We start from the raw sequence: 15,544 nt of genomic DNA on the forward strand, positions 1-15,544 counted from the left end.
TGCGCAGCGTATCGGCCACCACCGTCGACCCGTGGCCGCGCATCAGTACCAGCGACTCCTCGCCCAGCGACGTGGCCAGCGCTTCTCCCAGCTGATTGTCCGTAACGAGGAGGCTGGTGCCGTCCCCGCCCGCATCGCGTATTTCGAACACCGGCGCACCCGTGCCGATGAACGCTGCGACATGGCACAACGCGCGCAGCGGCGCCTCCTTGACCACGCTGAACGGCACGACGGAGGGCGAATGGCTGTGCACGACGGCCATCACATCGGGGCGGGCCCGGTAGATCTGGCCGTGGATGAAGCGCTCCAGGTACACCGAACGGCCGGCCGCGTCGATGGGGGTGCCGTCCAGCTCGAACTGCACGATATCGCCGGCCGCCACCAGTGCCGGCGCCATATTGCGGCATAGCAGGAAACGCTGCGGATCTTGCGGATGGCGCACGCTGACATGGCCGAACGCGTCAAGCACGCCCTGGTCGAACAGAATGTGATTGGCCGCCACCAGATCCTCGATCAATTCGGGATCCGTCGCCAGAGGCGCTTTCGCGCTGTCGCCCACCGAGGATGCCGCTGCGTTTTGGTTGCCGTCATGACTGGTGCACATAATGAATTTCCTAAGATTGAGATTTCAAATTGACATGAATATGCTTGAGCTGGGTAAACGCCAAGAGCTCGTCCAGGCTTTCGGTTCGCCCTATGCCCGACTGTTTGTAGCCGCCGAACGGCGCACCGATGAAGTGCCGGCTGGTTTCGTTCAGCCACACAAAACCCGTCTGCACCCGTCCGGCCAGCTTGTGCGCCCGCGCCAGGTCGTTGGTCCAGATCGAGCAGGTCAGCCCATACTCCACGGCATTGACCTGCGACAGCATGGCCTCTTCATCGCTCCACTTGATCACGGACAGTACCGGCCCGAATATCTCTTCGTTCGCAATGCGCATGGACTGCTCGACATCGACGAAGATCGTCGGCTCCACAAAAAAGCCGTTCGACAGCGCCGGATCCTGCGGCCCGCCGCCACCGCACAATAACGTGGCCTCTTCGCGGCCCAGACGTATATAGTCGAGCACGCGCTCGTACTGGGCCCGGTTGTTGATGCATCCCATGGTGGTTCGCGGGTCGGTCGGCAGGCCCGGCCGGAACTGCGCCACCTGTTTCTTCAGCAAAGGCAGCACGTCGTCGTAGATCGACTCGTGAATGAACGCCCGGCTCGTCGACCCGCAGGATTGACCGCACCATGTGAAGTTCATGCCGGCCACCGCCGCGCGCGCCGCGACTTCGGGCGCGATGTCCGGGTAGGCGATCAGCGCGTTCTTGCCGCCAAGCTCCAGCAGCACGGGCTTCAAGGTGTCGGAGCAGGCCCGCATGACGGCCCGGCCGGTGGCGGCGCTGCCGATGAGCCCCACCATGGCAACCTCGCGGCTGGCCACCAGCGCCGCGCCCAGCTCGTTGCCGCCGTTCAGGATGTTCAGCACGCCGGCCGGCAGGATGCCCTCGGCCAACTCGGCGAAACGCAGGGAGGACAAAGGCGCCTGCGCGGGCGGCTTGACGATGACCGCATTGCCGGCCGCAAGCGGCGCCGCCGCATTGGACATGCAGAACATAAAAGGATGGTTGAAGGGAACGATGCGCACGACCACGCCCAGCGGTTCGCGTACCGAAAAATTGACGGCATCGACGCCAGAAGGCACCGAGGCGCCCTTCATTTCCGTGACCAGGCCGGCAAAGTAATCGAACGCGGCGGCGGCCATCATGACGTCGTTCTTCATTTCGCGCACAGGGTTTCCCCCGTCCAGCGCATCGAGCATGGCCAGTTCTTCAGCATGTTCGCGCACCAATTGCGCCAGCGCCTTCATGCGGCTCGCCCGCTCCAGGGGCGCCATCGAACGCCAGACGTCGAAGCCTTTGCGAGCCTCCTTTACGGCCAGCGCGGCATCCTCCGGCGAGCCGTCGGCCACCCTGGCCAATAATTCGGCCGTCGCCGGGTTATGGACGTCGAAATACCCGCCCTGCACCGGGTCGCGCCATTGCCCCCCGTAATACAGGCCGAAATGCCCGGGCATGACATCCGGCAGCTTGACCTCTTTGACTGTACTCACGCTTAGCTCCTCGATGATTTAGATTTCGGCTGGCGCCAGCACCGCCCTGCCGCGAATGAAGTCGGCGGCCTTTTCCGCGATCATGGTGATCGGCGCATTGACGTTGCCGCCGACCAGGCCGGGCATGACCGAACCGTCGACCACGCGCAGGCCCTCGACGCCGCGCACCTTCAGGTATTGATCCACGACGGCAAGGTCGTCGCCGTCCGTTCCCATGCGGCACGTGCCGACCGGGTGATGCACGGTAATCGCCGTGTTGCGGATGTGCTGCTCGATGGCCTCATCGGTGACCGCCTCGACACCCGGTATGATTTCGCTCTCGACGAAATCCCGCATGGGCGCCTGCGTGCCGATATTGCGCATGACGCGAAACGCGCGTTTCAGCGCCTCCCAATCGTTGGGCGAGTCCAGGAAATTCTGGTGGATGCGAACCGGCTCGGCCGGGTTGGCCGACACCAGCTCGATCCGGCCGCGGCTCTCGGGCCGCAGCAAGACCACGCGGCATGAAAACCCGTCGGCGAACGCCGGCTTGAAAGGAGGCAGGTAGGGCCCCGCCGCCAACGGGCCGGCATGGAACAGCAACTGTATGTCCGGTATGGGCTCTTGCGGCTGGCTCTTCAAAAACGCCACCACCCCCGAAGGCAGGTCGGTGGCAAAGCCGCGCCCAAAAAAATACGCCTGGCCCAGAGCCTTGACCACGCGATCGAGCCTCAGGTTCTTGCGGAACGGGCCGGGTGTTTTACGGCTGTACGCCACCATGGCCGACAGATGATCCTGAAGATTCTTGCCGACACCCGGCAAGGCGACCTTCAAGCCGATGCCGTGCTGCTGCAATTCGCCGGGCTCGCCGACTCCGGACAGCATCAGCACCTGCGGCGAGTTGATGACCCCGCCCGCCAGCAGCACCTCGCGCGAAGCACGAACCGTGACCACCCTGCCATTGATGGAGTACTCGACCCCTACGGCCCGGCCATCTTCGATCACCACTTTATGCACCAGCGCCTTGACGCGCACGGCGAGATTGGGGCGGCGCAGCGCCGGACGCAGGTAGGCCACCGAATTGCTGCAGCGGCGGCCATGGCGAATGGTGGACTGCATAAGCCCGAACCCTTCCTGCTGCGCGCCGTTGTAGTCGTCCGTCAAGGAAAACCCGGCCTGGACGCCCGATTCCATATACGCCTGCACCAGGGGATCTTCATAGCGGCTGTACCGGGTGGCAAGAGGGCCGTCGCCGCCGCGATAGGCCGAAGCGCCTCCCTCCCACGACTCCTGCCGCCTGAAGTAAGGCAGGGCATGCGCATACGACCACTCGGTGAGGCCCGCAGCCGCCCAGGCATCGTAATCGGCGCGATTGCCGCGCACATAGGCCATGGCATTGATGGACGAAGAGCCGCCGACGACCTTGCCGCGCGCGCACTCCACCCGCCGGCCGCCCACATTGGGCTCGGGCTCGCCAAAATACATCCAGTCGTGCAAACGCCTTTGAATGATCTGCCCCCAGCCCAGGGGAATATGTATCCAGGGATCCCTGTCCCATCCCCCCGCCTCCAGCAGCAGCACCCGCACGCCGGCGTCCTCCGTCAGCCGCGATGCCAGCACGCAGCCGGCCGAGCCCGCGCCGACGATGATGTAGTCGAACTCCAAACTTGTCTCTCCTGCTCGTCGCGCGCCCGGCTCGGCGGGCCGTGGCGCGCGGCTTGTCTTGTATGTATGTTTCTATTGATTCAGGGCTCGACACCGCAAATCCGTATATGGAAATTCATATACGAAATTCCGCATACGGCCTGACGCGATTTCCCCAAGCCCGCCTTTTTCGGCGGCCAAACTCATACGATATACATAGCCAATACCCAAGTCCATGTTCACGGGCGTATAGGCTGTATAAAAATAATTGATATTATTGAGGCAAAATCCCCCAAGCCATCTGCGCCGGCCTACCTACACTTTCCGCGGGAGCACCATGTCCAGCCGCCACGCCAGCCCTCCCCCACCCTTGGAAGAACTGCTCTCCAAGAACATCGACCTGCGGCTGATCGCCATTTTCACGGAAATGATGCGCACGGGCAGCGTTTCGGAAACCGCCAACACCCTGAACGCCAGCCAACCCTCCGTCAGCATGAGCCTGGCGCGCCTGCGCAAATACTTCAATGACCCACTGTTCGTGCGCACCTCGCGGGGCATGGAACCCACGCCCCTGGCGCTGGATCTGCGCTCGCCCCTGACCCGGGCCTACCAACTGCTTGCAAGCGCCACACACAGCCGCATCGCCTTCGATCCCGGCACCTCGGACAGACTGTTCCGCATCGCCATGATCAATTCCGGCTACCTGCCTGTATCGCCGCAGCTGCTGGAGCTGCAACAACGCGTCGCACCCAATATCCGGTTCCACTTTTCGGGCATCACCGAGAAAACCGGCAAGCTCATGGAGGCCGGGGAAATCGACCTGGCCATCGCCTTCATGGCTCAGTTCGAATCGCCGGGCTTCTACCAGCAATTGCTGCTGGAGCAGGAGTTCGTGAGTGTGGTGCGCCACGACCACCCCCGCATCACGGAACAAATGTCCATCCAGGACTACGAACGGGAACTGCACCTGGCCATTTCGCCGGCGGGAACGGGCCACTGGGTGCTGGACGGCGCCATCGAGCGCGCCGGCATAAGACGCAAGGTAGGCTGGCAGGTCGAAAGCGTGCTGGGCATCCTGCCCATCATCGGCATCAGCGACTACATCGTCACGATCCCCAACGGCGCGGCGCAGTTCCTGAAGCAGCAGGGACTGGTGCGCGTGTTTCCCCTGCCCTTCGCCGCCCCGACGGTGGTGGTGATGCAGCACTGGCACGAACGCTTCCACCGCGACACCGGCCTGCAATGGCTGCGCCGCCAGCTCATGAGCCTGTTCGCCGAAGATGCTGGACTGGCGGCCTAGGGCCTGTCGACACTTGTCGAGGGATCGCGGGCGAAATCGTGCCAGGCATACCCCATTTCGCTGAAGACCGCAGCACGCCAGTCGGTATCCCGGCCATGCAGCAAAGGCTGCAGGGAACGCCCTTCCAGCACGTGGCCATCATCATCCAGCCCGTAAGCGTCGAGCACGGTAGGCACAATGTCGATAGCCTCCACCAGCCTGGTTTCCACCGTGCCGCGGCGGGCATCGGCGGATTCTCGTGGATCGTAGACGATCAAAGGCACCCGCGTCACCGCATCGTAAAAAAGCTCTTTTTCGCGCGGATAATGGTCGCCCTGATAGTCTCCATGATCGCTGCAGAATATCACCATGGTATCTTCCAGCCGACCCGTATCCGCCAGGACATCGAGCAATCGGCCCAGATGGTCGTCAAGACGCTTGATCTGGCTCATGTACGCGGACACCGCTTGACCGCGCACATCGTCCTTCGAAATACCCTTGCCGCCAGCGCAGCCCTGAAGTCCACGTTGCACCGGGTGGCTGTTTTTCAGCTCATCTGGATGCCGCCTGGCCGGCACGACGTCGTCCGCCGTATGCGTATCGTGACATGCCGCCGGCGCCTCATGGAGCCGACGCAGCGCGGTGTAAGAAAGATGCAGGCACCAGGGCCGGTCGCCCTGCTCATCGATGAAATCCAGCGCGCGGTCTGTCATCCAGGCCGTCTCCCAACGCCCGTCTTTCACCTCCGAGAACAAACAGGCATGGCGCTTCCCCCACGTCAATGCATCATCGTCGCGCTCGTAGGATTCAAACCCGAGTTGCGCACTCAGCAGCCCTTCGGAGCTGGCCGGATATATTTCCGGCCGGTGCAGAGCCCGTCCATCGGGCACGATATTAGCTTTTCCAATGACGGAACTGCGGATGTCATGCAGCCGCAGATAAGCGCCCAGCCTCTTCCGCGTGGCCGAGGGCGCAACGGAATCCCGGACGACGCCATGGCTGGCGGCATAGCGGCCCGCATAGTAGGACATCCGCGATGAGCCGCACAGGGGGCCTTGTACGTAGGCGTTCTCGAAACGCACCCCGTGTCGCGCCAGCCAGTCGATGTTGGGTGTACTCAATGTGGGGTGGCCATAGCAAGAAAGATAATCCCAGCGCAATCGATCCACCATAATGAACAAGACATTGCGCACAGTGTCGATGCTTTCATCGTCCATGACGTCTCCTGATCTTGCCGGGATCAGTCCCGATCTACGAGTCAGGTTAGCCAACCCACGCCCTTCCCTCAAGACTTATCTGCATGAGTTTCACTCAGTGAATCTTTCGAAACCTGTCCGAACCTGCTAAATTCAATCTGCCTATCCACCAGGAAACGCCATGTGGCAACCCAAAGTCAAAACCATCGCCGCGCTTCAAAAGGGGCTGATTGTCCTGGATGCCATTACCGAAGCCGGCAACGGCATCAGCCTGCAGGCCCTGCACGATAAAACCGCCATTCCCAAGGCGACGCTGCTGCGCCTGCTGCTCACCCTGGAACAGCACGGCCTGATCTGGCGCAGGCTGCTGGACGGCACATTCTTTGCCAGCCATACGGCGCGCCGCCCCAAAAACAACGGCGGCCTGATCGGACGCCTTGCCGAATACGCGGGCGACGAACTCGAGACGCTGCAGGCAAAAATACAATGGCCTTCGGATCTTGCCGTGCGGCGCGGCAATGCCATGACCTTGTGCGAAACCAACCGCAACTCTTTTTATATGTCGGTGCATAAAGACAAGGTGGGCTTCGAAGTCAGCATGCTGCGCTCGGCCGTGGGGCGTGCCTACCTGGCATTTTGCCCGGACGACGAACGCGAACAGATACTCGCCGGGCTGCGCAAAAGCTGCCGCCCAGGCGATGCGCTGGCGCACAACTCCGCCAAACTGGACGCCATATTCGCCCAAACCCGGCAAGCCGGCTATGGCCGGCGCGAACCGACATTCGGCGGCAACTACGACGAGCCCCGGGCCACGCACAACGACAAGCTGACCGCCCTGGCCGTGCCCATTCTGAAACACGGCGGCGGCATATATGGCTGCCTCAACATCGTCTGGATAGAAAGCCTGTTCAGCGTCGAGGAAATGGCCGACAAACATCTGGCAGCGCTCACCAAAACCGCGTCCCGGATCGCCAGGAAAATGGCCCTTCCCCGATGACGGACGGCGCCCCGTGCCGGCCACGGCGCTCGCCACCCTGCTTTGGTATCCAAAGCCCGGCCGCACGGTAACGGCGCAACACCGCTACCAAACGCCGATATCGATGCCGACCTCGAGCTCCTTGGCGCTCCATCCAGCCACTTTTTCGGGCGCCATGCCGGTGATGCGCCGGCGGCAGAACAGCCAGTCGAGCAAGCGCCTTTGCATCTGTTCGCGGATGGCGGCATGCGCGGGCGATGCGCCAAGGTCGACAAACTCCTGCGGGTCGTTGACCAGGTCGAACAGCATCGGCGGCAAGTCGTCCACATGCACGTATTTCCATTCGGCGGTTCTTACCATCGTCATATTGCAGCGGTCGACCGGCGAACCAATCGGCAGCCTCACGACATCCCTGAACGCATAGGTGTTTTCGCACACGGCAAGATCCTTGACCCGGCTTTCGGGCCTGCCGTGCAGTAGTCCCTGCAGCGACTCGCCTTCGAGCCACTCCTGGGGCCGAGGCAGGCCCAGGGCCTCCAGAAAGGTGGGAGCCAGGTCGATGGCCTCGACGATCGCGCTCTCGACCGTGCCGCGCGTCGCATCGGCCTCGGGACGCGGATCGACGACGATGAGCGGCACTTTTACGATGACGTCGTGGAACAGCTCTTTCTCGCCCATCCAGTGGTCGCCCAGGTAGTCGCCGTGGTCGCTGGTAAAAACAATGAGCGTATCCTGATCGCGGCCGGTCTCCTTCAGGAACCGCATCAGTTCGCCGATCTGGTCATCGATCTGGCCGATCAGCCCCATATAGGTCGGGATGACGGTTTCCCGCACCCCTTCCTGGCTGAAGGTCTTGCTGGCCGTGTAGTTCATGAAACCTCGATAGACCGGGTGGGGGTCTTGCCTCTCGGACTCGCGGCGCTGTACGGGCACGATGTCTTCGGGCCCGTACAGCGCGTGGTACGGCGCGGGCGCCACATAGGGCCAATGCGGCTTGATGTAGGACAAATGCAATACCCATGGCGCATCGCCCTGCTCGGCGATGAAATCCATGGCCCGGCGGGTCATGTAAGGGGTTTCGCTGTGTTCCTCGGCCACGCGGGCCGGCTCGCGCGCCCAGCGCAAATGCCAGCCCGACTGCAGTTCGCCGCCGTCGCCCAACGAAGAATTGGCGTAATCGTGCCAGGGATTGCCGCTTTCGTAACCGTGTTCGCGCAAATAGTCGCAATACTGGTTGTCCTCGACCGTGAAACCCGGCGGCCAGACTCCGTCGTCCCGCTCGTAAGGCTCGAAGCCTCCGTGCATGGCCAGCCGGCCCGGGCCATCGGTCGTGTCGATATTCAGCCGCGCCGCGCCTTCCACGTCGGGCTCGACGTGGGTCTTGCCTACCACCGCGCAGCGCACACCGTGCGGCAGAAGATGATCGCCCAGCGCCTTCTGGGCCACCGACAGCGGCACGAAGTTCCACGCCGACCCATGGCTGGTGACGTATCGGCCGGTGTAGGTGGACATGCGCGATGCCCCGCACACCGGCCCTTGCACGAAAGCATTGGCGAACCGCACGCCTCTGGCCGCCAAAGCATCCAGATGCGGGGTCTTGAGCGTGGGATGGCCGGCGCAGCCCATATAGTCCCAGCGGAATTGATCCGCCATGATGAACAGCACATTGCGGATCTTGGAGCGAGATTCTTTCATTTTCGTTTACCTGAAAGCCAAAGGCGTCGCCGACCGGCGGCATTGCCATGAAACATAAGTTTTGTTTTCCGCCGCTATGAAAACCACTGAAGCGGCGTTGTGATGATGTGGGGAAACGCAATGACCAGGCCGACCAGCACGATAGTGGCGACAACATAGGGGATAGTGCCCACGAAAATCGCTCGTATCGGTATTTCAGGGCAAACCGCCTTGACCGTGAACACATTCATGCCCACAGGCGGCGACAGCATGCCCAGCTCGATCAAAATGACCACGAAGATGCCGAACCAGACCGGATCCACGCCCATGTTCGCGACCACCGCCAGGAAGATCGGCGCGGTGAGAACCAGCAGCCCCATGGACTCCATGATGGCACCCAGGATCAGGTAGATCACCGCAATGGCTATCAACACGCCGGTTACCGAAAGATTCATGTTTTCGATGAGCATCACCAGATCGAACGTCATGCCGGTAAGGCTGACGAAGTTGGCGAAGGTCAAGGCGCCGAACAGAATGACGAAAATCATGGCGGTGGTTCGGGCCGTATCGACCATGCACTCGACAAACCCGTCAAGGCTCAAGCGCCGGCGCGCCAACGCAATGGCCAAAGCGCCGATGGCGCCGATGGCCGCGCACTCGGTCACGGTGAAGATGCCGCTGTACATGCCTCCCAGCACGATCACGAACAAAACCAGCAGCCCCCATAGGCCATTCATCAACCGCAGGCGCTCGCGCACGGGAACGCGCTCGGCCGTCGGCCCCAGGGAAGGCTTGATCGCCACCGTGACGACCAGGGACAATATGAACAAAAGGGCCAGCAACAAACCTGGAACGATCGTGGCGATGAACAGCTTGCGTATGTCGGTTTCCGTAAGCAGGCCATAAACGATCAGTGGTACCGACGGGGGAATCAAGGCCGCCAACACACCCGCCGACGCCACGGCGCCCGACGAAACGGTTGGACTGTATCCCAAGCGCAGCATGGGGGGGATGGCCACTTTGCTCATGGTGGCGCAAGTGGCCACCGAGCTCCCGGACACCGCGCCGAATACCGCGCACGATGCCACGGTTGCATGCGCCAGCCCGCCCTTGCGATGCCCCAGCCACGAGTGCGCGCACTGGTAAAGATCTTCGGACAATTTTGCGCGAAACACGAACAACCCCATGAGTATGAACATGGGCAGAACCGACAAGCCATAATTGGCCGACACGTCAACAACCTGCTGCGACAACATGGACAGCGCCGGATCAAGGCCGCGCAAATAGGCGAAGCCTCCAGCCCCGACCAGAATCAGAGCGAAAGCCAGGGGCACGCCTATAAACGCCAATCCCAGGACAAAAGCAAAGCCAATCAGTGCCGTTATCATGCGACACTCCCATCAAGATCTGGACGCCCGACCGCATCCCTGCAGGTAACGGCCACCAGCAAGGCGACCGTCAGTACGGTGAACGCAAACATCACGTAGGTCAGCGGCGCCATGGGCAGGGCCAGCACCAAAGTCTCGGTGCGGGTCTTGACGTATCGGCCGGCCTGCTCCCAAAGCCGCCAGGCCAGCAGGGCCAGGGCGAACAGGCTGACGAGATCGCAGACGGTCTGCTTGGCACGCAATGCCGCGGAGCCGAAGAAACCGTCTATAAGGCTGACGGTAATATGGCCCCGCTCGCGGGTGATCAAGGGCAGCCCCGCGAAAATCGTGATGGCCATGGCCATCTGGATGATCTCGGACGAGCCGCTTACCGGACTGGCAAACACGTAACGCATGAATACATCCACGAATGTCAGAACGAGGATGAGGGACAAGGGCAGCACGCAAGCGCAATACAGCAAGCGGGTCAGCCACTGGTTGAAGGATTGGCGCATTTCAGACTCCACGAAGAACTATTTCTTGCCGTTGGCCAGATCTTGCTGCGTTTTGTAATAGGCAATTGCCGCCTTGCCATCGACCCCCATGGCTTTGGCGTCGGCCAGCCACTTTTGCACCATGGGATCGCCCAGCGCATGCAGATCGGCGGTGAATTGCAGACTGGCTTTTTCGAACTTGACGCCATTGCCGGCCAGCTTTGTGCGCGCGGAGGCGTCCAGCTCGTCAAAGACGACGGAACGTTCTGCGAACGCCTCGCCGCTGAGCTTGGTGATGATTTCGCGATCCTTCTCGTCCAACGCCGCCCATTTGTCCTTGTTCACGAAAAAGATGAACGTTGCGCCCGAAAGGCCTCCCGGAAGATCGACAACGGACTTCACATAGCTGTCGGTCTTGAACATGACCGTATCCATGACCGGATAGCCGGTAAACGCGTCGACCGTGCCATTGGAAATGATTTCATGACTGCGCGCGGCGGCCTCGGCGATGACACCCGCCCCCGCCGCCTCCATGATTTTTGCCGCCGTGCCCGGGGCGGCATAGATGCGGATGCCTTTAAGGTCGGCCACGGAGGCGATCGGCTTTTTCATGGCATAGATGGCGGCGCCCGGAAAACTTACGAACCCGAGCAAATGCACGTTCTTGTACTCATTGGCCTCACGGAAATACTTGTCGTAAGTGCGCCAGAGAGCAACCGCCGAACCTTTGGACGAGTCAACCATGAAGGGCAGCTGCGCGATCTGGCCCAGCTTGACTGTGCTGGTCAGAAAACCGTTGAACATATAAGCGGCATCGGCCACGCCGTTGACCACCGCATCCATTTGCGCCGCCGGAGCAGCCAGGCTTTGGGGAGCGATATGTATCCGGACACGGCCCTCGGTCGCCTTGTAGACATCCTTCGCCCAGGGCTTCAGCAGTTTGGTATTGATGGGATGGCCGGGCGGCAGGAAGCTGTTCACCAGCAAGGTGCTGGCAGCCCAACTGCTGGATGCCGCGGCAAAGCATAGGGCCGCGCCGAAAATCATTTTCTTTATAAACATGTGATTGTCTCCTTGTATTGGCCCCATGCCGCACTTTCCGGACACACCCGCTGACGGGCCCGGTCAGTGCCTGTTCCTGCTGGTTGATAAAGAGCTCGCTGGACTGGGGGCAGTCAGTCCAGCGACAACACGGTGCGCATGACCTCCAGCAAACGGCCTTCGGAACCGGCAACCGCATTCTTCTGGCGCCAGGCGATGTGGCGGTCGGGCCGCACCAGCAGGCAGCCGCCGTCCTCGATCTCGCAAACGCCGGCCCATGTGCCATACACGTCGTGCGCATCGCAATTGGGACCGCCAATGGAATAAACATCGATGTCGATGCCAAGCTTGTCCGCCACTGCCTTGCCCGCGGCGCGCCAGGCATCGCCGCCAACACCGGTAAGAATGGTGAAGCGTCCCTTTCCCACCAGGTCGTGCGTGGATACCCGCGCCTGATTTCGCTGCAGCCAGGCGTGCGGTATGGTTCGTCCGGGAAAGGTGGAGTGCTCGTAATACAGCTCGGGATCGCGCGTCGGGGCGCGCTGCGCCGTGCCGTCGGGAATCACCGCGCTGGAGGCGTACGTCTGGCCCATCTCGACGCCGTGGCAATTGAACTGGTAATTCTGCAGCTCGACGGCGGAACGCAAGGCTTTGCGGCGTTCGCGCCCGCGATCCGTATCGCTGAAGAGCTCATCCACGTTGGCCCAGCCCTCGGCCTCGTTCTGCCCCGGCTCGAAACCCAATGCATTCGAAATGGGCATCATGTCGGCAACGGACTTCATGGCGCGATCAACCACCTGGCGTGCAACGGGAAGGCGTTCCGCCGAATAGGTATCCAGCAAGCCGTCGCCCGCCTTGCCCTTCAACACCATGGCCAGCTTCCAGGCAAGATTGAAAGCGTCCTGGATGCATGTGTTGGTGCCCAGGCCATTGGCGGGGGGATGCCGGTGGGCGGCATTGCCGGCAATCATCACCCGGCCTTTGCGCATGTGCTTGGCCCTCACGTGGTTGATCGACCACTTGGATACGGCCTTTACCTTGATGGGCACATCGGGGTCGCCGATGGTGGCACGGGCGCGGGCCATGACGGCCTCTTCGGAAAGATCGGGCTCGCCCGCCGACGGGTCATACATGAACAGCAGCACCCATTCGTTCCATGGACGGACGCAGATATAGGTGCCGCTGCCGACCCAGTAATCGTTGCCCGGCTGCGTCATCCAGTACAAGACACCCGCCCTATGGGCCGTGTATTTTTCCAGATCGACTTCGAGCCAGCAGTTGACGGCGGCGCCCAGGTTCATCTGGCCTTCCATTTCGAAGCCGATTTGCTTGGCCACGACACTGTTGTCGCCATCGCCGCCGATGACATACTGCGACACGATTTTTATTTCTTCGCCGGTGTTGCGGTCTTTGCACAGGGCCGTAACGCCGTTTTCGTCCTGCGATATTGAAACCAGCTCGGTACTGAACAGAAACCTGGCTCCGCGCTCTCGCGCGGCATCGAGGATGACGGGCTCGAGCACATGCTGGGGCGCATTGCACATGCTGCTGGGGCTGGACCGCGTGTAATCGGCCAGCCTCTCCGGAGAAGACCCCCACGTTTGCAAGCGCGCGATTTCGGTTCCGGCAAAGCTCGTCGCCCAGATGTTGTTGCTCATCAGCGCATTGGGCGTCGCGATCTCGAGAACACGATCTTCAATGCCGAGATCGCGGAACACTTCCATGGTGCGCTGGTTGGTGATGTGCGCGCGCGGCGAATTGGCCGTGCCGGGATACCGGGTGATCGTAAGGGTTTCAATGCCGTATGTGGCCAACAGGCACGTGGCGGCCAAACCGGTGGGCCCCGCACCCACGATAAATACGGGCACTTCGATAACTTGCATAGTTGCTCCAGAAACAAAACGCTTGAACATTTGAAGTAGGTGGCTGCAGTTTTTTTGATCGGCTTCGCTCCCCGAGGGGCGCTTTTTGCCTTTGGACGGCCGGCGACAACCCCGCCCCTCCACGCTGCGCCGCTACGCGTCTGGCTGCCCCCCCAAAGGGGGGGCACTTTTTGCCTTGGGGCGGCCCGGCGGCCAAAAAACCTGAAAGCGATTCCCAGAAATATATATATTTTTGTAATTCTTATACATAAAGGAAAACCCTATAATATTTTTATAAAATATTGGATTAAGCTTCAGAAGCATGCAAAAATCACGCCACTATGCCTTCCGACGCTATGACGCAAAACAGATACATGAATGGCACGCTGACCTCTTCGGTGGTCGCGCGGCTGCGCGCCGATATCATCAACGGAGTGTTGCCCCCGGGATCCAAGCTGCGTACCCGGGAGCTATGCGATCGCTACGAAATCAGCCTCGTCCCCATGCGCGAGGCGCTATCCCGGCTGGTCAGCGGAGGGTTCGTGCAGGTCGAGGATCAGCGCGGCTTTCGCGTTGCCGACGTATCGGCCGATGACCTGAACGACATCACCAATGTGCGGCTGCATGTGGAAAAAGAGGCATTGCGCCTGTCCATCGAAAAGGGGGGCCTGGCCTGGGAATCGAACCTCGTGGCGGCCCACCACCATTTAAGCCGCCTGCCCATGGAGATGCCAGGGGCACAAGGGGTAAATCCGGAATGGGAGCAAGCCCACACCGCCTTCCACCAAGCCCTGCTGGCCGCCTGCGACTCACGCTTGCTGCTGCAACTGGCGGAGCAATTGCGCGAACAGACCTCGCGCTACCGCCATCTGTCGATACGGGCCGCGCCCCCGGCGCAAAACAACGGCTGGTTGAAACGCGACGTGGCCGCCGAGCACGAGGCCTTGTTGAACGCCGCGGTCAAGAAAGACATAGCATTGGCGAACGAGCTGCTTGAAAAGCATTTCCGCAATACCAGCAATCTCGTCCTGAAGCTCGAATGAGCCCCGCCGGCATAGGGTTCGGCAGCCAGGCAAGCCAGCCGCAGCTGCCGTTCTGATCGCGGCAAGCGACCAGCAATGGCGGCTACGGCTGGCTCAATGCCCTGGCGCCCACAGGCGCGGCTTGCCTTTTTTCTCGTAGGCCATGCCCTTGGGATAGCTGATCAGCTCCAGTTGCATTCCCCACGGCGTCAACACATAGGTGATCGACTCGCCGGCGGCGGGGCCTTCCTTGAGCGCGAACGGCCCCATGAAGGTTTTCAGCCCAAGTGCCCTGGCCTTGTCGACCGCGGCCTTGATGTCCTTGACGTAGAAGGCGATGTGGTAGCCGCCGTAATCGCTGTTGCGCGGCATTTTCGTATTTTGGTCCGGCGCGCTGTACTGGAACAGTTCTATGTTCGACCCATGGCCGCAGCGCATCATCGCGATCTGCTTGATGACCGCGCGCGGATCGACGTTGACGAGATCCTGCATGAAGGTTCCCTTGTCGTCGCTGAAGGGCCCGAAGCGCATCACCTCGGTGCAGCCCATCACGTCATGGAAGAAAGCCACACCCTGGTTGATGTCGGGCACGGTGAAACCGATGTGGTCGATACCCCGCACACCCGGTATCCCCCCTCCGCCCGCGGCCCAGACGCTGCTGGCGGACAGACACAATGCGGTGCAGGCCGCGACCTTGGCGATTTTTTTCATGACGGCTTCCTCCTGAGGCGGATTATTGAACAACGGCGGAGACCAGGCGGCCTGCGGGCGTTCAATGTTGCAAGCGCGACCCCAGGGCGGCTGTATGGCGGCTAATGACAACGGCAATAACTTGCAGGACAAATAATGCCACACTCAAAATCAAAAGAGTAAGCTCCCTTTTGATTTTTTTTCTTTACTTACCAAGACCTGAA

The 15,544-nt window shown here is 61.3% G+C and carries 13 protein-coding genes; 3 read left to right on the forward strand and 10 right to left on the reverse strand.

Features of this window, described 5'->3' with window-relative positions:
- The 3 genes from VNT00_RS10720 to VNT00_RS10730 form a co-directional block, all read right to left on the reverse strand.
- Positions 1–604: class II aldolase/adducin family protein (locus tag VNT00_RS10720; RefSeq protein ID WP_325587285.1), on the reverse strand; the 604-nt coding region annotated here is incomplete at its 3' end.
- 10 nt (positions 605–614) lie between these two features.
- Positions 615–2,096 (reverse strand): aldehyde dehydrogenase family protein, encoded by a 1,482-nt coding sequence (locus VNT00_RS10725; protein WP_325587287.1) that lies wholly within the window; start codon positions 2,094–2,096, stop codon positions 615–617.
- Between the two features lie 18 nt (positions 2,097–2,114).
- Entirely contained in the window at positions 2,115–3,740 is a 1,626-nt protein-coding gene (locus VNT00_RS10730; RefSeq protein ID WP_325587289.1) for a GMC family oxidoreductase, read from the reverse strand.
- 316 nt (positions 3,741–4,056) lie between these two features.
- Here VNT00_RS10730 and VNT00_RS10735 point away from each other — a divergent pair, with 316 nt between their 5' ends.
- Positions 4,057–5,019 carry a LysR family transcriptional regulator gene (locus VNT00_RS10735; RefSeq protein WP_325587291.1) on the forward strand — a complete coding sequence of 321 codons (963 nt, stop codon included), beginning with the start codon at positions 4,057–4,059 and terminating at the stop codon, positions 5,017–5,019.
- Here the strand turns inward: VNT00_RS10735 and VNT00_RS10740 are convergent.
- Positions 5,016–6,215, reverse strand: a complete 1,200-nt coding sequence (locus tag VNT00_RS10740) for a sulfatase-like hydrolase/transferase (RefSeq protein ID WP_325587293.1) — start codon at positions 6,213–6,215, stop codon at positions 5,016–5,018. The genes VNT00_RS10735 and VNT00_RS10740 overlap by 4 nt on opposite strands.
- Positions 6,216–6,375: 160 nt before the next feature.
- On the opposite strand from VNT00_RS10740, the gene VNT00_RS10745 reads away from it, so the two are divergent.
- Positions 6,376–7,191, forward strand: coding sequence for a helix-turn-helix domain-containing protein (locus VNT00_RS10745; RefSeq protein WP_325587295.1), 816 nt, complete (start codon positions 6,376–6,378; stop codon positions 7,189–7,191).
- Positions 7,192–7,275: 84 nt separating this feature from the next.
- Here the strand turns inward: VNT00_RS10745 and VNT00_RS10750 are convergent, their stop codons facing one another.
- From VNT00_RS10750 to VNT00_RS10770, 5 genes are all read right to left on the reverse strand, one after another.
- Complete coding sequence (locus tag VNT00_RS10750; RefSeq protein WP_325587297.1) at positions 7,276–8,865, reverse strand: sulfatase-like hydrolase/transferase; 1,590 nt, start codon at positions 8,863–8,865, stop codon at positions 7,276–7,278.
- 74 nt (positions 8,866–8,939) lie between these two features.
- Positions 8,940–10,232 carry a TRAP transporter large permease gene (locus VNT00_RS10755; protein ID WP_325587299.1) on the reverse strand — a complete coding sequence of 431 codons (1,293 nt, stop codon included), beginning with the start codon at positions 10,230–10,232 and terminating at the stop codon, positions 8,940–8,942.
- On the reverse strand, positions 10,229–10,726 hold the full coding sequence (locus VNT00_RS10760) for a TRAP transporter small permease (protein WP_325587301.1): 498 nt from the start codon (positions 10,724–10,726) through the stop codon (positions 10,229–10,231). Before VNT00_RS10760 ends, VNT00_RS10755 begins: the two co-directional genes overlap by 4 nt.
- Positions 10,727–10,744: 18 nt before the next feature.
- Complete coding sequence (locus VNT00_RS10765; protein ID WP_325587304.1) at positions 10,745–11,767, reverse strand: TRAP transporter substrate-binding protein; 1,023 nt, start codon at positions 11,765–11,767, stop codon at positions 10,745–10,747.
- A 113-nt stretch (positions 11,768–11,880) separates the two neighbouring features.
- Entirely contained in the window at positions 11,881–13,629 is a 1,749-nt protein-coding gene (locus tag VNT00_RS10770; RefSeq protein ID WP_325587305.1) for an FAD-dependent oxidoreductase, read from the reverse strand.
- 353 nt (positions 13,630–13,982) lie between these two features.
- Between VNT00_RS10770 and VNT00_RS10775 the strand changes: the two genes are divergently transcribed.
- Positions 13,983–14,651, forward strand: coding sequence for a GntR family transcriptional regulator (locus VNT00_RS10775; protein WP_325587306.1), 669 nt, complete (start codon positions 13,983–13,985; stop codon positions 14,649–14,651).
- A 93-nt stretch (positions 14,652–14,744) separates the two neighbouring features.
- On the opposite strand, the gene VNT00_RS10780 is transcribed toward VNT00_RS10775, so the two are convergent.
- Positions 14,745–15,341 carry a VOC family protein gene (locus VNT00_RS10780; RefSeq protein WP_325587307.1) on the reverse strand — a complete coding sequence of 199 codons (597 nt, stop codon included), beginning with the start codon at positions 15,339–15,341 and terminating at the stop codon, positions 14,745–14,747.
- Positions 15,342–15,544 lie beyond the last annotated feature (203 nt).

The sequence above is a fragment of the Eoetvoesiella sp. genome (assembly GCF_035555955.1).
Classification (GTDB): domain Bacteria; phylum Pseudomonadota; class Gammaproteobacteria; order Burkholderiales; family Burkholderiaceae_B; genus Eoetvoesia.

What these genes read in the sequence shown, in the direction of transcription:
- VNT00_RS10735 (WP_325587291.1), top strand. Translation starts at nt 4,057, where the DNA reads ATGTCCAGCCGCCACGCCAGCCCTCCCCCACCCTTGGAAGAACTGCTC.
- VNT00_RS10740 (WP_325587293.1), bottom strand. Translation starts at nt 6,215, where the DNA reads ATGGACGATGAAAGCATCGACACTGTGCGCAATGTCTTGTTCATTATG.
- VNT00_RS10745 (WP_325587295.1), top strand. Translation starts at nt 6,376, where the DNA reads ATGTGGCAACCCAAAGTCAAAACCATCGCCGCGCTTCAAAAGGGGCTG.
- VNT00_RS10750 (WP_325587297.1), bottom strand. Translation starts at nt 8,865, where the DNA reads ATGAAAGAATCTCGCTCCAAGATCCGCAATGTGCTGTTCATCATGGCG.
- VNT00_RS10755 (WP_325587299.1), bottom strand. Translation starts at nt 10,232, where the DNA reads ATGATAACGGCACTGATTGGCTTTGCTTTTGTCCTGGGATTGGCGTTT.
- VNT00_RS10760 (WP_325587301.1), bottom strand. Translation starts at nt 10,726, where the DNA reads ATGCGCCAATCCTTCAACCAGTGGCTGACCCGCTTGCTGTATTGCGCT.
- VNT00_RS10765 (WP_325587304.1), bottom strand. Translation starts at nt 11,767, where the DNA reads ATGTTTATAAAGAAAATGATTTTCGGCGCGGCCCTATGCTTTGCCGCG.
- VNT00_RS10770 (WP_325587305.1), bottom strand. Translation starts at nt 13,629, where the DNA reads ATGCAAGTTATCGAAGTGCCCGTATTTATCGTGGGTGCGGGGCCCACC.
- VNT00_RS10775 (WP_325587306.1), top strand. Translation starts at nt 13,983, where the DNA reads ATGAATGGCACGCTGACCTCTTCGGTGGTCGCGCGGCTGCGCGCCGAT.
- VNT00_RS10780 (WP_325587307.1), bottom strand. Translation starts at nt 15,341, where the DNA reads ATGAAAAAAATCGCCAAGGTCGCGGCCTGCACCGCATTGTGTCTGTCC.